Source organism: Modestobacter sp. VKM Ac-2979, from assembly GCF_026967995.1.
Lineage (GTDB): Bacteria > Actinomycetota > Actinomycetes > Mycobacteriales > Geodermatophilaceae > Modestobacter.
Window position 1 is genome coordinate 25,115 of sequence record NZ_JAPVBO010000005.1, and the last position, 20,324, is coordinate 45,438.

A 20,324-nucleotide genomic window follows, 5' to 3' on the forward strand; every position below is an offset into this window, starting at 1 on the left:
CGTCGTCGGTCCGCCGGGCCCGCGTCAGCGCCAGCGGTAGAGGTCGCGGAGCAGGGCGATCTCCGCACCGTGGTGGGCCAGCTCGTCGGTGGCGTGCACCAGCAGGTCGGCCCAGCTGGAGTCGGCGTAGGGCCCCCAGTCCGGTCCGAGGGGCCGCCACATCCCCTCCTCCCCCAGACCGGTCATCGCCGTGCGGAAGGCGGTCGCGGCCGTGTCCAGGTCCCGCAGCGCGGAGGCCGCGTCGCCGTGCCACTCCCGGCCGGTCACCGCCAACGGCCGCCCGGACCGCGTCTGGGCGAGGTAGTCGGCGAAGCAGTCCGAGGCCAGGTGCCACAGCCGCCAGGCGATCGTCGTGACCGGCGCCGGGTCGGGGGCCGGGTGGGCCCAGTCCGCGGTCCAGCTGCCGTCGTCCCCGCGGCGCACCGACCAGGCGCCGTCCACCGGCTCGTCGAGGTACTCGGCGTCGTCCAGCCCGGCCAGCCGCTGGTCCAGTCGTCCGCGTGCCTCGTCCCAGCCGCGGAGCAGCACGGGCAGCACGAGTCGGTCCGTCATGCCCCTGGACGGTAGGACCACCCGCCCCGCACCGGGGGGTTCCCGGGCCTCACAGCATCGTCCGGCTGCCCGTGCGGGGCATGTACCGCACCGGTCACGCCGCTGCGGTCGGGTGGAAACGCCCTGTTCCTAGCGTCGTCCCCGGCGCCGTCCCAGCCGGGCGGGCGCCCCGCCGACCGGCCGCTGACCAGGGATGACCTCATGACCGAGACCCAGCTCCACCGCCCGGGCGCACCCACCGCCGCACCCCCCGCCGGCCAGTCCCCGCCAGTCCGGGGCAGCCGGTGGATCGACGACTACACCCCCGAGGACCCGGCGTTCTGGGCCTCACCGCAGGGCAAGCCGGTCGCCCGCCGGAACCTGGTGTGGTCGGTGCTCGCGGAGAACATCGGGTTCAGCGTCTGGCAGATGTTCAGCGTCGCCACCGCCGTCCTGGCCTCGATCGGCTACGGCTTCACCAGCGACCAGCTGTTCTGGCTGGTGGCCACCGCCGGCCTGGTCGGCGCGATCATGCGGGTGCCCTACACCTTCATGCCGGCCCTGGTCGGTGGCCGGAACTGGACGGTCGTCAGCGCGGCCCTGCTGCTGGTGCCGGTGACGATGCTCGTGGTCGCCGCGACGACCGGCCAGCCCTACTGGTTCTGGGTGCTGACCGCGGTCACCTGCGGCTTCGGCGGCGGCAACTTCGCCTCCTCGATGGCCAACATCTCCTTCTTCTACCCGGACAAGGAGAAGGGCTTCGCGCTCGGCCTGAACGCCGCCGGCGGCAACATCGGCGTGGCGATCATCCAGCTCGTCGGCCCGCTGGCCGTCACCGCCGGCACCATCGCGGTGATCGGCGGGAGCACCGGGACGACGGCCGGCGGTGACGCCCGGTACGTGCAGAACGTGGCCCTGATCTGGGTGCCGTTCATCGTCCTGGCGATCGCCGGGGCCTGGTTCGGGATGCACAACCTGTCCGGGGCGAAGGCCAACATCGCCGACCAGGCGGCGATCGCCCGGCGCAAGCAGACCTGGATCATGTCCTTCCTCTACATCGGCGCGTTCGGCTCCTTCATCGGCTTCTCCGGGGCGTTCCCGCTGGTGCTGGCCAACGAGTTCGCCGCCGACACCTACCGCTACGCCTTCCTCGGGCCGCTGGTCGGCTCCCTGTCCCGGCCCTTCGGCGGGTGGCTCGCCGACCGGGTGGGCGGTGCGAAGGTCACGATCGTCACGTTCATCGGCCAGGCCGTGGCGATCGGCGCCGCCATCGCCGCACTCGGGGCGGGGAGCTTCGGCGGGTTCCTGGCCAGCTTCCTGGTGCTGTTCGCCGTCGTGGGCATGACCAACGGGTCGACCTACCGGATGATCCCGATCATCTACCGGGCCGAGGCGGCCGCGTCGCGGTCCACGGACTCCCCCGCACAGGTCCTCTACCGGGCGCGGCGGGACACCGCCGCCGCCGTCGGGATCATCTCCGCGGTCGGTGCGCTGGGGGCGGTGTTCATCCCGCGGATCGTGTCGGAGTCCTACCTCGCCACCGGCAGCGTGGTGACCGCCCTCGGCGCGTTCTGCGGCTTCTACATCGCCTGCGTCGCGGTGACCTGGTTCGTCTACCTGCGCCGCGGCACCCTGATGCAGCAGGCCGGCGTCTGACCGATCGTCCCCGGCCGCCCCGCACCCGACCCCGGGTGCGGGGCGGCCGTGCGCTGCCCCGCCGTGGTGAGACGGGGCCCGCGCCAGGTGCGTCACCGGGCGCGGCGGGCCATGATCACGGCGTGAGGGACTCCATCGGCGATGAGCGCGTGCCCGGCCGGGACCTGGTCGAGACCGGGGAGCTGGTCGCCGGGTCGATGACCCGGGCCGTCGCCGGGCTGCTCTTCGAGCCCGGCTCCAGCCCGCTGCGGCTGGACGAGCGGCTGGCCGCCTGCCTCCGCGACGCCGCGACCTCGGCCGCCGAGCTGCCGCTGACCTGGGAACGCGCGCGGGCCGGCGCCGCCCTCGCCTTCGCCGCCGAGCTGTCGGTCACCCGCGCCCATCAGGGCCGCCCGGTGCGCAGCGACGGCTTCTTCAGCGTGAGCACCGCGGCCCGGTCGGCCGCCGAGCGGCTGGTCGAGGACGTCGTCCAGGCCGCCCGGGAGACCACCGAGGAACGCCGGGTCCGGCACCTCGGCTACCTGGTCGCCGAGGTCGTCGTCTCCCCCGACATCGACGTGGCGCTGGCCGCCCGGGCGTTGCAGCTGGCCGAGTCGTGCAGCTGGCGGCAACTGGTGTTCCTGGCTGCCGTCGGCCGGCGCGACCGCGCCCCGCTGCCGCTGGGCGCCCTGGAGGACGACCCACGCGGCTGGCGGGCGTGGGGGGCCCGCGAGGACGTGTCGGACCTGCAGTGCAGCGGGCTGCTGGACCCGGCGCCGGTCGTCTCCCGTCCCGGCGCCGTCCGGCCCCGGCTGCGCCCGACCGACCTGCGACTGACCCGCCGTGGCGTGCTGGTGCACCGGCTGCTGGCGCTGGACTTCGTCCGCGAGGACGACGTCGCCGCCGCGCTCGCCGACCTCGAGCTGCCGCCCGCCTGAACCGTGCGCCGCATCGTGATCACCTCGTGATCGGCGCTGTGGGTCTGCTGTGCCGCTCACCGCGTGTAGAGGGGTGAGAGACCGGCGGAAGGGGACGGACGGCGTGGACGGCGCGGGCTTCGAGGACTTCGTGTCCCGGGAACAGCCCGGCCTGCTGCGGCTGGCCGTGCTGCTCGCCGGTGACCGCGGCCATGCGGAGGACCTGGTGCAGACAGCCCTGCTGAAGACCTACCGGCACTGGGGCCGGATCACCCGCTCCGGCGAGCCGACGGCGTACGTGCGGCGGGTGCTGGTCACCACCCACACCAGCTGGCGACGGCGGCTGTCGACCACCGAGCAGGTCGTCGAGGCGCTGCCCGACCGGGCCGACCCCACGGTCGCCCCGGACACCGACGAGGAGCTCCGCGCCGCGCTGCGGTCACTGCCCCCGCGGATGCGCACCGCCGTCGTGCTGCGCTACTACGCCGACCTCTCCGAGCAGCAGGCCGCCGAGGCGATGGGCTGCTCCCCCAGCACCGTGAACACCCAGACGGCGCGCGGCCTGCAGCGGTTGCGCGCGGCGCTGGCCGACCCCGTGCTGACCCACGCCGAGGAGGGTGCGTGATGGACGACGTCGAGCTCCAGGAACGACTGGCCCGGCTGGCCGAGCGCACCGCGCCCCGTCCGCGCGAGCAGCTGGCCCAGGTGGTCGTGGCCCGGCACCGCACCCAGCGTCGGCAGAACATCGGGACGGCGGCGGTGGCCGCCGCGGTGACCGGCCTCGTCGTGCTGACCTCGACCGTCCTGGACGGCCCGTCGGCCGAGCCGGCCACCGCGATCGGCGCCGACGCGGCGGGCCCGGAGTCCGCGGCCGCGGCGGTCGACGTCCTGGCCGGCCCGGCCCGCGGCTCGCTGGCCGGCGATGCTGCGTTCGTCGACGGTGCGCGCCGGCTCAGCTGGACCGAGGCAGACGACCCGAACCGGCCCACGGCCGCGACCGAGCCGCCGCTGGACAGCCGGCAGGTGGTCTTCGCCGGCGACGTGACCGGCGGGCGCTGGGCACTGGTGCTCGGGCAGGACACGATCCAGCCCGAGCCGCCCGTCGGCTCCGGCCTGGCCGCGGCCTGGTTCACCGGCCCGCCCGGCGCCACCGCGGACCAGCTCCAGCCTGCCGGCCTGTCGGGCGGGGTGGACACCACCATGTCGCTGGCGCTCTCGGACGCCTCGACGGGAGCGCTGGTGGTCGTCGCCGCACCGGGCGACGAGATCCAGGTGTCCGAGCGCCCGCTGGTGGCCGCCGACGGCACGGTCAGCCGCGAGTTCGAGCCCGTCGACGCGCCGGACGGCGTGGCGGTGCTGGCGCTGCCCCCCGCGTCGGGCACCTACGCCGAGGCACTGCGCTTCCGGGTGGTGCGGGACGGCGCCGAGGTGGTCACCGCCATGCCCACGACGCACCGTTCGGACTGGTCCCGGACGACGCCGGAGGTGCCGATCGAGTGGCTGCGCGGAACGGCGGGATCGACCGGTGCCGACGCCGTCCTCGACCGTGGGATCGACGACGCGCTGACGAGCACCGGGCTGTCCCCGGACGACGTCGCCTTCAGCGTCGTGTGGGCCGGCGACGTTCCGGCCCCGAGCGGGCAGACGGCGCGGGTGCAGCTGCTCGGCGCCACCCTGCCCTCGGGTGCGGTGCACCTGACGGCGCTCCTCGGCCGGGACCTGCCCGACGGGTCCGTCGTCAGCACCTGGTGCGGGACCGATCTCCGCCCGGCTGCTCCACCGCTGGCCGAGCAGCTGTTCGCGGTGGAGTGCAGCACGCCGTTCCTCGAGGGCACCGAGCCGGTCGACAGCCTGGTTCTCGTCGGTCCGTCGGCGGCCACCACCGCGTTGCTGGTCGACGGCACCGGCTCCCAGGCGACCGCGCAGCCGCTGGTCGGCGGTGTCGCGGTGCTGCAACCGTTCGAGGACCTCACCGCCGTGGAGTTCCTGGCGCCCGACGGGACGTCGTTGGGCCGCACCGAGCCGATGGGACACGTCGGCATGGAGTCGCTCGAGTCCATCCCGTCGGGCGGGAACTGACGTGGCGACGCCGGAGCCGGCCTCCGTGATCGCCGCCCGCCAGCTGGCCGAGGAGGCGCGTTCCCGCGGGACCGCCGCGCGCCGAAGCCGTCCGCCGCGGCTGCGGCCGGTGGAGGTGCTCCCCGCGATGACACCGGCGTCGTGAAGGGCCTCCTCGCCTTCGTCGTCGGGTTGGTGGCGGTGGTGCTGGCCGCCGTCTGGACCGGTGGCCCGGTGGGCCAGGCGTGCCCGGCGATCGGCTGGAGCAACGGGCTCACCGTCGAGCTGGCCGACGGCTGGCCCGCTGCAGACGCCGTCCGGGTCGAGTGCACGTCACCGTGCGGCCCGGTGGCGATGGCCCCGTCCGCGGAGGAGCCGGACGCGTTCACCGTCCCCCTGGCCGGCGGCACGGCGTCCGTGCCCATCACGTCCGTGCCCATCATGGGCGCGCCGGGGTCCGTCACGGTCGCCGTGCTCGCTGCGGACGGTGCTCCGCTCGGCCGGGCCGACCTGGACCTCGACTGGGTCCGGGTCGGCGGCAGCGCGGAGTGCGGCGGGCCGCACGAGGCGACGGCGACGGTCCCGGTTCCCTGACAACGGGCTCATCCGGGTGCCGTTGCTGCCCGGGGGCGCTGCCCGGGCCGGACGTCAGCCGGTGGAGCGCACCGCGGACCGCGCGTACGCCACCGGCGTCGTCGCGATCATCCGGCGGAAGTGCCGGGTCAGGTGCGACTGGTCGGCGAACCCGGCCGCGCCGGCCACCTCGGCGGCCGGCATCCCGTCCAGCAGCAGCCGCCGGGCCAGGTCGATGCGCCGTCCGGTCAGGTAGCGGTGCGGCGGCAGCGCGTGCCGCCGGGTGAACGCCCGTACGACGTGCGTGGCGGAGACGCCGAACAGCGCCGCCGCCTCCTCCAGCGCCAGCCCCTCGGCCACCCGGGCGTCCAGCAGGTCCCGCACCCGGTCGGCCAGCGCGTCGTCCCGCACCTGGGGTGGAGCCGCCACGGCGCGGTCCAGGTGCTGACCGAGCCGTTCCAGCACGAACGCCAGCCGGCTCTGCGCCTCCAGCGCGTCGCCACCGGGCCGCACCGCCGCGTGCAGCGCGGAGAGCCGGGCGCGCAGCGCGGCGTCGTCGAACGCCGGCCGGTCGACGGCGCTGCCGACCCGGCCGGCGCCGAGGGTGTCGGCGGCCAGGTAGAGCACCCGCTTGCGGAACCCGTCGGGCGACTGCGACCGGCCGTCGTGCGGCACACCCGGCGGCAGCAGGGTCACCTCGGCCCGGGAGGCGCCGTGCCCGTGCCGGTCCAGGTCGTAGCGGACGACGCCGTCGTCGACCAGCAGCAGCGTCCAGGACTCGTGGGTGTGCGAGGGGTAGACGTGGTCGGTGAAGTGGGCGTGGAAGACCTCGGTCAGCCCCGGCACGTCCGGCCGCCAGGCGACCACCTCGCTCACGTCAGGAACGTACAAGACCCGGCGGACGACGGAGCCCGACGCTGAGCACCATGGACACCCCCGCCGAGGCACCCCGCTGGGCCACGAAGATCGCCGTCCTGCTGCGCGAGGACCTCGCGACCTGGCAGGCGCTGAACGTCACCGCGTTCCTGGTCAGCGGGATCACCGCGACCGGTCCGGAGCTGGTCGGCGAGCCGTACGAGGACGCCGACGGCACCGGCTACCTGCCGATGCTGCGCCAGCCGGTGCTCGTGCTCGCCGGTGCGGCCGAGCTGCTGCGCGCGGCCCGCACCCGGGCACTGGAACGCTCGCTCACCCCCGCCGTCTTCACCGCAGAGCTGTTCAGCACGCCGGGTGACGAGCAGAACCGGGCCGCCGTCCGCGCGGTCGCCGGCGCCGACCTGGACCTCGTGGGCCTCGCCGTCCACGGCCCGAGGAACGCCGTCGACAAGGTCATGAAGGGCGCCCGCATGCACCCGTGAAGGACCCCCTCGCCCCCCACCGCTCGCAAGCTCGCGGCGGGCCCATGCGCGGAGGCCGAACTACACGGTGACGACGAGGGCGCCGTCGCGCTCGGCGACCGGGAAGAGCCGCACCGGCGGCGCGCCGCTGGTGCCGGCGCCGTCGGACCAGCGGAACGCGTACAGGTGCAGCGGGCAGACCAGCACGGAGGCGTCGGTCTGCCCGTCGGCCAGCGGCCCGCCGGAGTGCGGGCAGGCCGCCTGGGTGGCGTGCAGCGACCCGTCGCGCAGCCGGAAGACGGCGACCTGCACGCCCCCGGCCACGAACGCCCGGCCCTCCCCTGGCGGCACGTCGTCCACCCGGCCGACGACGTGCGGTACGCCCGCTCCCCCGGCAGCAGCACCGTCGGCGACCTCGGTGGCCGGCGTGCCGGCCTTCGCCGGTGCGGTGGTGGGCGCCTCGGGGGCGTCGGAGCGGGTCGCGATCATCGGACCGGCACCTTCGGCAGGTCGACCAGCGGCAGCGCGGTGCGGAACTGGCCGGGCGTGGCCGGTTGCCCGCCGTCCTGGCCCCACGGGTCGGTGTAGGCGTCGATCGAGCGCTGCAGGCCGGCGTCCAGCTCGGCGAGGACCTCCGCGCTGCCCTCCAGCAGCACCGCCCTGATCTCGGCCAGCCCGACCCGGGGCACGAAGTCGTAGGTTCGCTCCAGCCAGTTGGCGTTCTCCCGGTAGTACTGGATGAAGCGGCCGCTGAGCTCCATCACCGCCGCCGGGGAGTCGACGGTGGCCAGCAGGTCGCCCTTGCGGATGGTGGCACCGGCCGCGCCGCCGACGTAGACCTCCCACTTGCCGTTGCCGACCGCGACGACGCCGACGTCCTTGACGTAGGCCTCGGCGCAGTTCCGCGGGCAGCCGACCACCGCCATCTTGATCTTGGCGGGGCTCTCGATGCCCTGGAAGCGGGTCTCCAGGTCGATGCCCAGCTGGGTGGAGTCGCCGAGGCCGAACCGGCAGAAGTCCGTGCCCACGCAGGTCTTCACGGTGCGGAAGCTCTTGCCGTACGCGTAGCCCGAGGGCATGCCCAGGTCGGCCCACATGGCGGGCAGGTCCTCCTTGCGGACCCCGAGCAGGTCGATCCGCTGGCCGCCGGTGACCTTGACCATCGGGACCTCGTACTTCTCTGCCACGTCGGCGATCGTCCGGAGCTGGGCCGGGGTGGTCACCCCGCCCTTCATCTGCGGGACGACCGAGAACGTGCCGTCGCGCTGGATGTTGCCGTGCACCCGGTCGTTGATGAACTTGGCGTCGTTCTCCTGCTCGTACTCCGCGCCCCAGACCAGCCGCAGCAGCGAGGTGAGCCCCATCTTGGACTTGGCGTCCTCCTCCCCGCCCGGGGCCAGGGCGGTGAAGACGGCGGAGACGCTGCGCAGCTGCTGGTCACGGATCGCGGCGATCAGCTCGGGCTTGGCCAGCGGGATGCCCGGCACGTACCAGTTCGCCGAGGCGTCCTCGGTGACGTCGCCGTCGGCGGCCCACTCGACGACCTGCTTCACCAGGAGCTTGCACGAGCCGCAGCCCTTGCCGGCGCGGGTGGCGTCCATGCAGCCGCCGACGCTCGTCGTCCCCGCCTTCACGGTGTCGACCAGCGCCTGCTTGGTCACGCCGTTGCAGTTGCAGACCTGCGAGTCGCCGGGCAGGTCGGCGACTCCCACCTCCGCCGCACCGTCGGAGAGGTCGACGAGCAGCTTGATCCGCTCGGCCGGCAGCGGGGTGCCGCGGTCGAAGGCCTGGGTCAGGAAGGCGACCTTGCGGGTGTCGCCGAGCAGCGTGGCGCCGATCAGCCTGTCGTCCCGGACGACGACCGACAGGTGCACCCCGCGGCGGGGCTCGGAGATCACCAGGAACTCGTCGGTGTCCCGCTCGGGCCGGTTGACGCCCATCGTGGCGACGTCGACCCCGGCGACCTTGAGCTTCGTCGCCGTCCGGGAGCCGTGGTACTCGGCGTCCGGGTCGGTGCCGGTGAGCAGGTCGGCGAGCACCCGGGCCTGCTCCCAGACCGGGGCGACCAGCCCGTACAGCTCGCCGCGGTGCTGGGCGCACTCGCCGACGGCGTAGACGTCGGGGTCGTCGGTGCGCAGCTGGTCGTCCACGACGATGCCGCGCTCCACCTCCAGGCCGCTGAGCAGCGCCACCTCGGTGACCGGGCGGATGCCGGCAGCGATGACGAGCATGTCGGCGTCGATCGCCCGGCCGTCGGCCAGCACGACGCCGCGCACCCGGTCCGGACCGATCGCCTCGGTGGTGCGGGTGGCCAGGTGGACGACGATGCCGAGGGCCTCGACGCTGTGCTTGAGGATCGCCCCGCCGTCGGGGTCCAGCTGCTGGTTCATCAGGTGGGTGCCGGCGTGCACCACCTCGACCTGCAGCCCGTGCCCCTGCAGGGCACGCGCGGCCTCCAGGCCGAGCAGCCCGCCGCCGACGACGATCGCCCGCTCGTGCTCTGCAGCCGCGGCCAGCATCGCCCGGGTGTCGTCGATGGTGCGGAAGCCGAAGACACCGGGGAGCAGCTGCTCGCCGGCGGTGTAGAGGCCGGTCATCGGCGGGATGAACGAGCGGCTGCCGGTGGCCAGCACCAGCTGGTCGTAGGCGGTCGTCGTCCCGTCGTCGGCGTAGACGATCTTGGCGTGGGTGTCGATCCGGTCGACCCGCACCCCGGCCCGCAGCGTCACGCCCTGGTCGGCGTACCAGTCGTGGCTGTTGAGCACGATGTCGTCCTCGTGCTCCTCCCCGGCCAGGACGTGGCTGAGCATGATCCGGTTGTAGTTGCCGTGCGGCTCCTCGCCGAACACGGTGATCGCGAACTGGTCGCCGCCGCCGCGTTCGAGCACCTCCTCGACCACCCGCGCCCCGGCCATGCCGTTGCCGACCACGACCAGCCGCTGCCGGGAGTCGATGCCGTCGGCGTCGTCCATGGCGAAGTGCAGCGTGCTCATGCCCTCGGGGCGGCCCCCGAGCACCGCCGTCATCAGACCTCCACCAGGCCCAGGTCGAGCACCAGCTCGCCGGTGACGCCCACCGGTGCGGCGGCGTGCAGCTCGACCACGGTGCCGCCGTCGAGGTCCTCGACCACCCGCAGCGGCACGTGGCAGTCGCCCTTGGCGCCGATCGGGAACCAGCGCATCGGCTGGCCGTCGCGCACCAGCAGCACGTAGACGAGCTCGCCGGTGGAGTTGCCGCCGCGGAAGTAGAGCGCCTGGGCGCTCTTGCCCTCCGGGACCTGGTAGCGCAGGGCGGGGTCCAGCGGGCCGGGTTTGCCCAGTCCCTCGCCGGTGATCGGGTAGACGCCGTGCAGGAAGCGCGGGGTGCTCTTCACGCTGGTGGTCCTCCTCCGGGATGGGGCGTGCGGGGTGTGGGCCGTCGGTCGGACGTGCGGGCCGGGTTGGGGCTGGGTGGCCGGTTCCGGTGGCTGGATGCGTTCCTCGGGTTCGCCGACCCGGGCGACGGCGACCGCGCAGGCCTTGAAGGCCGGCATCCGGCTGGTCGGGTCCAGCGCCGGGTCGGTGAGCGCGTTGGCGCTGTAGCCGCCGCCCCAGTGGAAGGGGGCGAAGACGACGTCCGGGCGGATCGCGTCGGTGATCAGCGCGTGGAAGCGTGCCCGGCCACGGCGGGTGGACAGCTCGACGACGTCGTCCTGCGCGATGCCGAGGGTGCGCGCCAGGTCGGGGTGGATCTCCGCCCGCGGGGTGGGGGCGACCAGCTGCAGGCTGCGGGAGCGGCGGGTCTGGGTGCCGGACTGGTACTGGGCGAGGACCCGGCCGGTGGTGAGGACGTAGGGGTACTCGGCGTCCGGGCGCTCGTGGGCGTCGACCTGCTCGACCCGCCAGAACCGGGCCCGCCCGTCGGGGGTGGCGAACCGGTCGGTGAACAGCCGCGGCGTGCCGGGGTGGCCGGGGTGCGGGACGGGCCAGAACAGGCCCTGCTCGTCGTCGATCCGCCGGTAGGTGATGCCCGAGTAGTCGGCCGCGCCGCCCGCGCTGGCCCGGCCGAGCTCGGTGAAGACGGTCTCGGCGTCCCCACTGAAGCCCGGCACGCCGAGCCGGTCGGCGAGCTCGGCGAGCAGCTGGAGGTCGTCACGGACGCCGGCGGGTGGGTCCATCGCCCGGCGGCGGCGGATCACCCGGCCCTCCAGGTTGGTCATCGTCCCCTCCTCCTCCGCCCACATGGCGCTGGGCAGCACCACGTCGGCGAGCTCGGCGGTCTCGGAGAGGAAGAAGTCGCTGACGACGAGGAAGTCCAGGTCGCGCAGCCGGCTGATCACGCGGCGGGCGTCCGGGGCGGAGACGGCGACGTTGGAGGCCATCACCAGCAGCGTGCGGACCCCGTCCTCGGTGCCGAGGGAGTCGAGCAGCTCGAAGGCGCTGCGGCCGGGGCCGGGCAGGTCGTCGGGGTCGACGCCCCAGACCGCGGCCACGTGCGCCCGCGCCGCCGGGTCGGTGATCTTCCGGTAGCCGGGCAGCTGGTCGGCCTTCTGCCCGTGCTCCCGCCCGCCCTGCCCGTTGCCCTGCCCGGTGACGGTGCCCCAGCCACTGCCCTCGCGGCCGGGCAGGCCGAGCGCCAGGGCCAGGTTGATCCACGCCTGGGTGGTGTCGACGCCGCTGCGGTGCTGCTCGGCACCCCGGGCGGTCAGGATGATCGACCGCCGTCCCCGGGCCAGGGCGAAGACGGTGCGGCGCTGCTGCTCCACCGGCACCCCGGTGAGCCGCTCCACCCGGTCGGGCCAGTACCCGGCGACCCCGGCCCGGACGGCGTCGAAGCCGGTGGTGCGCGCGGCGACGTAGGCCGCGTCGACCAGCCCCTCGGCCAGCGCGATGTGCAGCAGCCCGTTGGCCAGGGCCAGGTCGGTGGCCGGCAGCGGCTGCAGGTGCAGCGTGGCGTTGCGGGCGGTGTTGGTGCGGCGCGGGTCGATGACGATGTGCTCGGCACCCCGCACCCGGCCGGCGTCGAAGTACTGCATCGCCGGGGGCATCGTGTCGGCCGGGTTGCTGCCCACCAGCACGACGACGTCGGCCTCGGCGATGTCGGCCAGCGGGAAGGGCAGGCCGCGATCGAGCCCGAACGCCCGGATCGCCGCACCGGCCGCCGAGGACATGCAGAACCGGCCGTTGTAGTCGATGGCGCTGGTGCGCAGCGCCACCCGGGCGAACTTGCCGAACTGGTAGGCCTGCTCGTTGGTCAGCCCGCCGCCGCCGAAGCAGCCGACCGCGTCGCGGCCGTGGTCGCGCTGGGTGGCCCGGACAGCCGCGACGACCCGGTCTAGGGCGACCTCCCAGCTGCTCTCCACCAGCGGGCTGGTGCGGTCGGTGGGGTCGGCGCGCACCAGCGGCCGGGTGAGCCGTTCGGGGTGGTCGAGCAGTTCCGGAGCCGACCAGCCCTTGGAGCAGAGCCCGCCGCGGTTGGTCGGGAAGTCGGCCGGCACCAGGGTGGCCGGGCGGTCGCCGGCGGTCATCGTGACCCCGCACTGCAGCGAGCAGTACGGGCAGTGGGTGGCGGTGGTGCGCGTGCCGACGCCGGGGGTGGGCAACGAGACGGCGGCGGACACATCTGCGAGCGTGCGGGGGCGCCGTTTCCCGGTGGGGGCGCTGAGGTCAAGGTCGCGTTCCGTCGGCCTCACACCGGAGCGCCCAGGACGGTGCACCGTTCCACCCGCCCGCCCGGCGCCCGCCCGGCACGGCGAGTGACAGTGCAGCGGGCTTCCGCGGCCCGGGGAGCCCGCTGCGCTGTCACTCGATGCGTCGTCCTGTGGGCACGGCTCGCCTCCGCGCCGATGGACGTCCTACCGTCGAGCCACGCGGTCACGATCGACAGGCGGAGGTGGAGACGATGCGACGGTGCCTGGTGCTCGCCAACCAGACCCTCGGTGGGCCCCGCCTGCTGGAGACGATCCAGCAGCGGATGGCCGCCCGACAGCACGAGTTCTACGTCGTCGTCCCCGCCACGCCCGTCGCCCACCAGGAGCGGGCGACCGTCGGGAACGGCACGTCGGCCGACCCGGCGCGCGCCGTGGCCACCCAGCGCCTGACCGACACGCTGGACCAGATCCGCGGACTCGGCGCGCCCGCGGACGGCGAGGTCGGCGACCCCGATCCGCTGCAGGCCGTACGCCTGGCACTGCGCCGGTTCGCCGCCGACGAGGTCGTGGTGTCGACCCTGCACCGGGGGGTCTCCCGCTGGCTGCGGGCCGATCTGCCGAGCCGGATCGAGCGGTCCTTCGGCCTGCCGGTCGAGCACGTGATCGGTGGGTCGGGACCGGACTGACGCCTCGTCGGCCCGCCGCACCATCGAGTTCCGGGCCGGGGAGGCTGGTGTGCGTCCCGGCTCCGGGGCAGGCTGTCCGCCGTGGACGAGCAGACCGAGCAGCGGCTGGTGCAGGTGGCGACCGACGAGATGCGGGTGCCCTTCTGGGTGGTGCTGGCCGGGGTCGGCGTGGGGTCCTTCTGGACGTTGATGGGCGTCCTCGTCGGCACCCGGGTGGCCCGACGGCGCTGAGCTCCACCCGATGCGTCCGGGATCCGTGCCAGTCTGATCCGGTGTTCGAGGACGGGGGCGAGGTCCTGGCCCTGCTGATCCCGGCGATCGGTGCTGGGGTGGGCGGGCTGTTCGGCCGGCGGCTGCGGCACCAGCGGCTGCGGCGCCGGATGCGCGAAGGCCGCACGGAGCTGTCCGCGCGCTCCCCGGACGGCTGGGGCCTCTCCCTGACGCGGAGCTGGCGGACCTACCTCGCGACGCCGCGGCTGGGCGAGCTGGTGTTGCGTCGCAGGTTCCGGCGCGACGGGGCGGGACACGCGGTCGCGGTGCTCGCCGTCGACCCGCAGACCCGCCGGCCGCGACCTCGTGAGTGGTGGCGCATGCAGGCGGCGAGGTCCCGGGTGCTGACCGTCCGGACCCCCGAGGGCCGCCTCGAGCTCGCCGTCCCGGAGTACCAGGTGGACTGGCTGCGGGACCGGCTGGCCGGCCACGCCGGCTAGGGCACCGTCCCGGACGTCCGGCGCTCAGTAGCGGGAGATCTCCACCAGGTTGTCGTCCGGGTCGCGCACGTACACGCTGCGCATCGCGCCCAGCGCCCCCTGCTTGGTCACCGGCCCGACCTCGACGGGCACACCGTGCGCGGCGAGCTCGTCCCGCACCTGGTCCAGCGGGTCCTCGGTGACCAGGCAGAAGTCGGCCGTGCCGGTGCCGGCGCGTGCGGCGCGGGGCTCGAACTCGGCGCCGCGCACGTGCAGGTTGATCTTCTGCCGGCCGAACCGCAGCGCCGTCCGCCCTTCCCCGAAGGTCTCCGCGGTCATGCCGAGCACCTGCGTGTAGAAGGCGAGGGTCCGGTCGAGGTCGGCCACGGTCAACACCAGGTGGTCGATCCGGTCGATGCGCATGTGCTGGTCCTACCCCGGATCCGCATGCCGCCACAGCCGTGGGGCCAGTACGAGGAGGACCACCGCCAGGACGGCGATCACCGCCTGCCCGACCCGGCCCACGGTCACGCCGCCGGTCGGGTCCAGGGCGTAGTTGGCCCACCCGTTGGCCGCGGCATCGGTGACGAAGACCGCCACCGCGAGCACCACGCCGCTGCGCCGCCGCTGCCACAGCAGCACCGCGGCCAGCGGGTCGGCCAGGGTCAAGCTGACGAAGTAGAGCCGCAGCCAGGCCGGTAGCCCGGGGTACGGATCCAGGCCACCGACGCCCAGCTGGACGACGTGCACGACCGTGCCGAAGGCGAGCAGCAGCACGTACCCGAGGACGACGGCCCGCACGGACCGCGGGGCACCGGCCCAGGCGCGGTCGCTCAGTCCCACCGGCCGCGCAGGCGCTTGGTCTCCCCGCGCTGCTTCTTCGCCGTGATCCGCCGCTCCTTCGAGCCGCGGGTCGGCTTGGTCTTCCGCCGGGCCGCGGGCGGGGGCGCGATCGCCCCGCGGAGCAGCGCGGCGAGCCGGGCTCGGGCGGCCTCCCGGTTGCGCAGCTGCTGGCGGTGCTCGCTGGCGGCGATGGTGAGCACGCCGTCGACCAGCCGGTCGCCGAGCCGCTCGACCAGCCGCTGGCGCTGGGTCTCGGTCAGCCCGGGCAGCTGCAACGGCGACACCGCGAGCTCCACCCGGGAATCGGCGGTGTTGACCCCCTGCCCACCGGGCCCCGAGGACCGGGAGAACCGCCACGACAGCGCCCCCGCCGGGACGACGAGACGGTCGCTCACCGGCAGGTCGCCGAACGCATCGTCTCCGGGCACGTCGCACAGTCTCCCGGACGGCGGTCGCCGTCACGACCGAGTTCCCGCTCCGGTGCCAGACTCAGGCGGTGTCGACCCGCCGCCTCGTGCTCGTCCGCCACGCCGAGGCGGGCTCCGCCGCCGTCGACGCCGACCGCCCGCTGACCGCCGGCGGCGCCCACCGGGCCACCGCGATCGGCGCCTGGCTGGCCGACAACGGGATGACACCTGCGCGGGCGCTGGTCTCCCCCGCCCGCCGGACCGTGCAGACCTGGGAGCGGGCCGGCGGGGTGGCTCCCGTCCTGGACCCGCGGCTCTACGACAACACCGTCGAGGCGCTGCTGGCGGTGGTGCGGGAGACCCCCGACGAGGTGGACCAGCTGGCCGTCGTCGGCCACAACCCCTCGATCAGCGTGCTCGTGGCACTCCTCGACGACGGGCAGGGGGACGACGCGGCCCGGCGCGGCTCCGCGAGCGGGTTCCCGGCCGGTGGGGTGGCCGTCCTCGACCTGAGCACGCCGTTCTCCACCATCGGCCCCGGCGCAGCCCGGCTGTCCGCCTTCGCGGTGCCCGGCAGCGACTGAGCGGAACGCCGCACGCCCCGGTCGGGTGAACGGCCACCGTCCACGGGGGCCGTCAGCAGCGTCACGCGGTCCAGCTGTCGCCCGGTCGGCTGAAGCCCCGCGGTTCACCTGGCCGGGTTCGTCACTGGGTGTGACGCTGGGCGAGTGACTCAGGACGCCTCACCCCGGCTGCACCTGGTGACCGGCAACTCCGTCGCCCCGCTCCCGGACGGCGCACGACCGGCCGGTCCCCAGCCGGCGGAGGTCGCTGCCGACAACCCGGTGATGGCCGACCTGCTGCGCCGCGCCGAGGCCCTGGACGCCCGGGTCGCCGCGGAGACCACCGCGCGCCCGCTGCACCCGGCCGGTCTGGTCGCGGTCGGGGCGGTGCTGACCGTCGTCCTCGCCCTGCTGGGACGCCAGCCGTGGCAGCTGCCCACCCGCGACGGCGGCGCGGTCGCCGACGTCCCGCAGTCGCTGGTGACCTTCCTGCTGCTCAGTGCGGTCCTGTGCATCTGGACCGCCGGCCGGCTGACCCGCCCGGCGGCGACCCTGCGCTCGGCCACCGCCGCCCAGACCTGGTGGGCGCTGCTCGGCGGGGCGGCCGTGGTCTCGCTGGCCGCCACCGTGTCGCTGGCCTCCTTCGCCGGCTACGAGGGGCCGGGTGACCTCCTGGCGCGCTGCGCAGTGGTCGCCGTGCCGGCCGTCCTGGCCGGGTTCCTCGCCCGGTACGACGGGCGCGCGGCCCGCATCCGGCTGGCCCTGGGCACCGGGCTGGTCACCGTGCCGCTGTGCGGCCTGGGCTGGGCGCTGCTGTCCTCCTCCGCCCGGTCGACGGCCGGCCTCGCCGACGTCCTGACCATGACCGGCATGGCCGCCGCCATCCCCCTCGCCCTGGCCGTCACCTTCGTGGCAGCCGACCGGCGGCGCCGGTCCCGGTGACCGTCAGGCGCGGCGGGCCGGCCCGCCGCGCCTGACGGGCCTTCTGCCGGTCACACCGGCGTGATGTCGGTCGTGTACGCGAGCTCCCGGGAGGCCTCGACGTCGGCGGCCAGCGCCTCGACCCGGGCGCGGGCCAGGCCGTAGGAATCCGACCCGAGGAGCTGGTGCAGAGGTGCGTCCCCGGACGTGGCGACGGTGATGACCGCCCGGGCGGCCTTGGCCGGGTCGCCCAGCTGGGTGCCGGGCATCGCCAGGTGCGCCTCGGTCATCTCCCGGATCGCGTCGTACCCCTTCGTCGTGCTGGCCGGGAGGCCCAGCGAGGAGGGCCGCAGGAAGTCCGTCTGCATGTAGCCGGGCTCCACCAGGTGCACCTGGACGCCGAAGCCGGACACCTCGGCGGCGAGTGACTCGGTCAGTCCCTCGAGCGCGTACTTGCCGGCGCAGTAGAGCCCCCATCCCGGGAAGGCCGTCAGACCGAGGATCGAGGAGACGTTGACGACGTGGCCCCGGCCGCGGGCGCGGAACAGCGGCAGCACGGCGCGCAGGACGTTCCACACGCCGAAGACCTGCACGTCGAACATCTCCCGCGCCTCCGCGTCGGTGACCTCCTCGACGGCGGCGAGGAAGCCGTAGCCGGCGTTGTTGACCACGACGTCGAGCGCATCGAAGCGCTCGGTCGTCCGGCGGACCGCGTCGGCGACCGCCTGCTCGTCGGTGAGGTCGAGCTCGACGGGGAGCAGCCGCGCGGTGTCCACGTCGCCCAGGGCCGTGGTGAGGCGCTCGGTCGACCGGGTCGTGGCGGTCACGTTGTCGCCGCGCTGCAACAGCTGGCGGACCAGCTCCAGACCGAGGCCGCGCGACGTGCCGGTGACGAACCAGGTGGCGGGGGTGGGGACGGACGGGGTCACGGGGATCTCCTCTTCGATTGCGGACGACAGCGCCCCGATCACGACCGCTGCTCGCTCCGGGACATGGACGAGCCTGCTGGCCGATACGCCGCAGCGGAGCCGCCGAGCAGGCCCAGCGCTGCCCGGGAACGGCCTGCCAGGGAACGGTGTGCCCACCCAGGCAGACCACGGCCGGCCGCGCGGGCGGCACACTGGGGGCATGGCAGGACGCACCGAGCTGGGCGACTTCCTCCGCAGCTGCCGCGCCGACGTGACGCCCGACATGGTCGGACTGGACGACGCCGTGACGTCCGGCCGGCGGGTCCGCGGGCTGCGTCGCGAGGAGGTCGCGCACCTGGCCGGGGTCAGCGTGGACTACTACACCCGGCTGGAGCAGGGGCGGCATGCCAGCCCCTCCGCAGCGGTCGTCGACGCGCTCGCCCGGGCGCTGCGGCTCGACCCCGCCGCCCGGGCCCACCTGGCCGACCTCGCCCGGCCGGGGCGCGGGCGGCCCGAACGCCAGCAGGCGCAGCGGGTGCGGCCCGCAGTGCACCAGATGCTCGACTCGCTGGTCGACCACCCGGCGTTCCTCATCGGCCGGCGCACCGACGTCCTGGCCGCCAACCCCCTGGCCCGGGCGCTGATCGCCGACTGGGACGCACTCCCGGCCCGGCACCGCAACTACACCCGGTGGCTGCTGCTGGACCCCGCCGCCCGGCGGACCTACGAGGACTGGACGGCCGTCGCCGCCGACGCCGTCGGCAACCTGCGCCTGGACGCCGGCCGCCACCCCGACGACCCGCTGCTCGAACGCCTCGTCGGCGAGCTGTCCGTCGAGAGCCCGGAGTTCCGCGGCTGGTGGCAGGACCGACGCGTGCACGAGCGCACCCACGGCACCAAGCGGATGTGGCATCCGGCGATCGGCTCGGTGGTCATCCACTACGAGGCGCTCGCACTGCCCGGCGACCCCGACCAGACGCTGTTCGTCTACAGCACCGAGCCGGGCAGTGCCTCGCACGACGGCATGCGCCTGCTGGCCTCGTGGACGGCGCACCAGCGTGCGCACACCGCGCAGGCGCAGCGGGGCGCGGAGCAGGCTCTCCCCGGATCGCGGAGTCCAGGGGCATGAGCACCCTCGCCGAGGCACTCCGCACCGGGACCGTCGTGGCCGACGGCGGCCTCTCCACCGAGCTCGAGTCCCGCGGGCACGACGTCACCTCGTCGCTGTGGTCGGCCCGCCTGCTCCGCGACGACCCGGCGGCCGTCACCGCCGCGCACGCCGCCTTCGCGCGCGCCGGCGCCCAGGTCGCCACCACCGCCAGCTACCAGGCGTCCTTCCCCGGCTTCACCGCCGCGGGCATCGACGGCTCGCAGGCCCGCGCGCTGATGACCCGCTCGGTGCGACTGGCCCGCGACGGCCTGGCCCAAGCGGGCCGGGACGGCTGGGTGGCCGCGTCGATCGGGCCCTACGGCGCCTTCCTGGCCGACGGCTCGGAGTACACCGGCGACTACGTCGAGCACGTCTCCGTCGCCGAGCTGCGCGCGTTCCACCGGCCGCGGCTGGCCGTGCTCGCCGAGGCGGGGGCCGACGTGCTCGCCTGCGAGACGCTGCCCGCCGCCGCCGAGGTGGAGGCGCTGCTGACCGAACTGGACGAGCTCGGTGTCCCCGCCTGGCTGTCGCTGACCTCGGCGACCGGCCCGGACGGGGTGCCGCGCACCCGGCGGGGCGAGCGGCTGGACGAGATCTGCGCGATGGCCCGGGACGTCGACGCGGTCATCGCCGTCGGGGTGAACTGCACCGACCCGGCCGGGGTGCCTGCCGCGGTGGCCGCCGCCGCGGCCAGCGGGAAGCCGGGAGTGGCCTACCCGAACAGCGGCGAGGTGTGGGACGCCACCGCCCGCCGGTGGACCGGCCGGCCGGGCGTCGGCGACGTGTCGGGGTGGCTGGCCGCCGGCGCCCGGCTGGTGGGTGGGTGCTGCCGGGTGCGACCGGACGACGTCCGCGCCCTCGCCGACGCCGTCCCACTCCCCCACGACTGAGCAGTACCGGTCGCCGACACGCCCGGACACGCCGTCGTCAGCGACCGGAACTGCTCACTCGGCCGGCGAGCCGGTGACCTCTAGGCGGGCACCGGGTCCTCCCCGCGGGCGCCTCCCGGCCGGCAGCGCACCAGCCGGCGCGCGGTGAGCCAACTGCCGCGCAGCGCCCCGTGCCGTTCCAGCGTCTCGATCGCGTACGCCGAGCAGGTCGGCGTGAAGTGGCAGCACGGACGACGCCGTGGGCTGACCTCACGCTGGTACAGCCGGACGGCGCCGATGAGCCGATCGGCCAGCTGCCCGCCCGGGCTCTCCGCCCGCAGCCGGCGCACCGTGGTCGGGGCCACCAGCAGCAGGTCCATCCCGCAGCCCAGCGCCTGGGCCAGACAGCAGCCGGTGTTCAGGAAGAACAGGTTCTGCAGACACGACCCGTTGCGGCGGTACCCGTAGCCGGGCCCGTAGCCGCCGTACCCCCGCGGCGGGCCGTACCCCCGCCCGTAGCCCGGGCCGTAGCCGCGGCGGGGACGGCCCCAGCCACTGCGTCGCCGCCGTGGCCCGCCGCCACCCCAGCCCCAGATGAAGACCACCGG

At 75.0% G+C, this 20,324-nt stretch carries 23 protein-coding genes; 13 read left to right on the forward strand and 10 right to left on the reverse strand.

Features of this window, described 5'->3' with window-relative positions; translation table 11 throughout:
* Window positions 1-24: 24 nt before the first annotated feature.
* Complete coding sequence (locus O2W15_RS14930) at window positions 25-552, reverse strand: DinB family protein (RefSeq protein WP_269179956.1); 528 nt, start codon at window positions 550-552, stop codon at window positions 25-27.
* Between the two features lie 201 nt (window positions 553-753).
* Between O2W15_RS14930 and O2W15_RS14935 the strand changes: the two genes are divergently transcribed.
* From O2W15_RS14935 to O2W15_RS14955, 5 genes are all read left to right on the forward strand, one after another.
* A complete protein-coding gene (locus O2W15_RS14935) occupies window positions 754-2,187 on the forward strand; it encodes an MFS transporter (RefSeq protein WP_269165483.1) in 1,434 nt (477 codons plus the stop codon).
* A gap of 122 nt (window positions 2,188-2,309) precedes the next feature.
* Complete coding sequence (locus O2W15_RS14940) at window positions 2,310-3,104, forward strand: hypothetical protein (RefSeq protein ID WP_269179957.1); 795 nt, start codon at window positions 2,310-2,312, stop codon at window positions 3,102-3,104.
* A 103-nt stretch (window positions 3,105-3,207) separates the two neighbouring features.
* A complete protein-coding gene (locus O2W15_RS14945) occupies window positions 3,208-3,708 on the forward strand; it encodes a SigE family RNA polymerase sigma factor (protein WP_269165485.1) in 501 nt (166 codons plus the stop codon).
* Window positions 3,708-5,162: a hypothetical protein gene (locus O2W15_RS14950; protein ID WP_269179958.1), complete on the forward strand. Its 1,455-nt coding sequence runs from the start codon at window positions 3,708-3,710 to the stop codon at window positions 5,160-5,162. The genes O2W15_RS14945 and O2W15_RS14950 overlap by 1 nt, the downstream gene beginning before the upstream one ends.
* Window positions 5,163-5,303: 141 nt before the next feature.
* Window positions 5,304-5,735, forward strand: coding sequence for a hypothetical protein (locus O2W15_RS14955; protein ID WP_269179959.1), 432 nt, complete (start codon window positions 5,304-5,306; stop codon window positions 5,733-5,735).
* A gap of 54 nt (window positions 5,736-5,789) precedes the next feature.
* Here the strand turns inward: O2W15_RS14955 and O2W15_RS14960 are convergent, their stop codons facing one another.
* Complete coding sequence (locus O2W15_RS14960; protein ID WP_269179960.1) at window positions 5,790-6,590, reverse strand: AraC family transcriptional regulator; 801 nt, start codon at window positions 6,588-6,590, stop codon at window positions 5,790-5,792.
* A 50-nt stretch (window positions 6,591-6,640) separates the two neighbouring features.
* Between O2W15_RS14960 and O2W15_RS14965 the strand changes: the two genes are divergently transcribed.
* Window positions 6,641-7,072 carry a DUF2000 domain-containing protein gene (locus tag O2W15_RS14965; protein ID WP_269179961.1) on the forward strand — a complete coding sequence of 144 codons (432 nt, stop codon included), beginning with the start codon at window positions 6,641-6,643 and terminating at the stop codon, window positions 7,070-7,072.
* A gap of 60 nt (window positions 7,073-7,132) precedes the next feature.
* Here the strand turns inward: O2W15_RS14965 and O2W15_RS14970 are convergent, their stop codons facing one another.
* From O2W15_RS14970 to O2W15_RS14980, 3 genes are read right to left on the reverse strand one after another with little or no spacing between them, the layout of a single operon-like run.
* Window positions 7,133-7,540, reverse strand: coding sequence for a Rieske (2Fe-2S) protein (locus tag O2W15_RS14970; protein WP_269179962.1), 408 nt, complete (start codon window positions 7,538-7,540; stop codon window positions 7,133-7,135).
* On the reverse strand, window positions 7,537-10,077 hold the full coding sequence (gene nirB, locus O2W15_RS14975) for a nitrite reductase large subunit NirB (protein ID WP_269179963.1): 2,541 nt from the start codon (window positions 10,075-10,077) through the stop codon (window positions 7,537-7,539). The genes O2W15_RS14970 and nirB overlap by 4 nt, the downstream gene beginning before the upstream one ends.
* Complete coding sequence (locus tag O2W15_RS14980) at window positions 10,077-12,650, reverse strand: molybdopterin oxidoreductase family protein (RefSeq protein WP_269179964.1); 2,574 nt, start codon at window positions 12,648-12,650, stop codon at window positions 10,077-10,079. The genes nirB and O2W15_RS14980 overlap by 1 nt, the downstream gene beginning before the upstream one ends.
* Before the next feature lie 281 nt (window positions 12,651-12,931).
* Between O2W15_RS14980 and O2W15_RS14985 the strand changes: the two genes are divergently transcribed.
* The 3 genes from O2W15_RS14985 (at window position 12,932) to O2W15_RS14995 (ending at window position 14,076) form a co-directional block, all read left to right on the forward strand.
* Window positions 12,932-13,366: a hypothetical protein gene (locus tag O2W15_RS14985; protein ID WP_269179965.1), complete on the forward strand. Its 435-nt coding sequence runs from the start codon at window positions 12,932-12,934 to the stop codon at window positions 13,364-13,366.
* 81 nt (window positions 13,367-13,447) lie between these two features.
* Window positions 13,448-13,597, forward strand: a complete 150-nt coding sequence (locus O2W15_RS14990; RefSeq protein WP_269165494.1) for a hypothetical protein — start codon at window positions 13,448-13,450, stop codon at window positions 13,595-13,597.
* Between the two features lie 41 nt (window positions 13,598-13,638).
* Window positions 13,639-14,076: a hypothetical protein gene (locus tag O2W15_RS14995; protein WP_269179966.1), complete on the forward strand. Its 438-nt coding sequence runs from the start codon at window positions 13,639-13,641 to the stop codon at window positions 14,074-14,076.
* A gap of 24 nt (window positions 14,077-14,100) precedes the next feature.
* Here O2W15_RS14995 and O2W15_RS15000 read toward each other — a convergent pair whose 3' ends face one another.
* From O2W15_RS15000 to arfB, 3 genes are read right to left on the reverse strand one after another with little or no spacing between them, the layout of a single operon-like run.
* On the reverse strand, window positions 14,101-14,478 hold the full coding sequence (locus O2W15_RS15000) for a VOC family protein (protein ID WP_269179967.1): 378 nt from the start codon (window positions 14,476-14,478) through the stop codon (window positions 14,101-14,103).
* A gap of 9 nt (window positions 14,479-14,487) precedes the next feature.
* Window positions 14,488-14,856 carry a hypothetical protein gene (locus O2W15_RS15005; protein WP_269179968.1) on the reverse strand — a complete coding sequence of 123 codons (369 nt, stop codon included), beginning with the start codon at window positions 14,854-14,856 and terminating at the stop codon, window positions 14,488-14,490.
* A 32-nt stretch (window positions 14,857-14,888) separates the two neighbouring features.
* Entirely contained in the window at window positions 14,889-15,326 is a 438-nt protein-coding gene (arfB, locus tag O2W15_RS15010; protein WP_164703235.1) for an alternative ribosome rescue aminoacyl-tRNA hydrolase ArfB, read from the reverse strand.
* Window positions 15,327-15,394: 68 nt separating this feature from the next.
* Here arfB and O2W15_RS15015 point away from each other — a divergent pair, with 68 nt between their 5' ends.
* Entirely contained in the window at window positions 15,395-15,889 is a 495-nt protein-coding gene (locus tag O2W15_RS15015) for a SixA phosphatase family protein (protein WP_269179969.1), read from the forward strand.
* A 144-nt stretch (window positions 15,890-16,033) separates the two neighbouring features.
* Entirely contained in the window at window positions 16,034-16,810 is a 777-nt protein-coding gene (locus tag O2W15_RS15020; protein WP_269179970.1) for a hypothetical protein, read from the forward strand.
* A 50-nt stretch (window positions 16,811-16,860) separates the two neighbouring features.
* On the opposite strand, the gene O2W15_RS15025 is transcribed toward O2W15_RS15020, so the two are convergent.
* On the reverse strand, window positions 16,861-17,718 hold the full coding sequence (locus O2W15_RS15025; protein ID WP_269179971.1) for an SDR family NAD(P)-dependent oxidoreductase: 858 nt from the start codon (window positions 17,716-17,718) through the stop codon (window positions 16,861-16,863).
* Window positions 17,719-17,917: 199 nt separating this feature from the next.
* Between O2W15_RS15025 and O2W15_RS15030 the strand changes: the two genes are divergently transcribed.
* Both O2W15_RS15030 and mmuM read left to right on the forward strand, forming a co-directional pair.
* Complete coding sequence (locus O2W15_RS15030) at window positions 17,918-18,826, forward strand: helix-turn-helix transcriptional regulator (protein ID WP_269179972.1); 909 nt, start codon at window positions 17,918-17,920, stop codon at window positions 18,824-18,826.
* Window positions 18,823-19,737, forward strand: a complete 915-nt coding sequence (gene mmuM / locus O2W15_RS15035; protein ID WP_269179973.1) for a homocysteine S-methyltransferase — start codon at window positions 18,823-18,825, stop codon at window positions 19,735-19,737. The genes O2W15_RS15030 and mmuM overlap by 4 nt, the downstream gene beginning before the upstream one ends.
* 80 nt (window positions 19,738-19,817) lie before the next feature.
* Here the strand turns inward: mmuM and yidD are convergent, their stop codons facing one another.
* Window positions 19,818-20,321, reverse strand: a complete 504-nt coding sequence (gene yidD / locus O2W15_RS15040) for a membrane protein insertion efficiency factor YidD (protein ID WP_269179974.1) — start codon at window positions 20,319-20,321, stop codon at window positions 19,818-19,820.
* Window positions 20,322-20,324 lie beyond the last annotated feature (3 nt).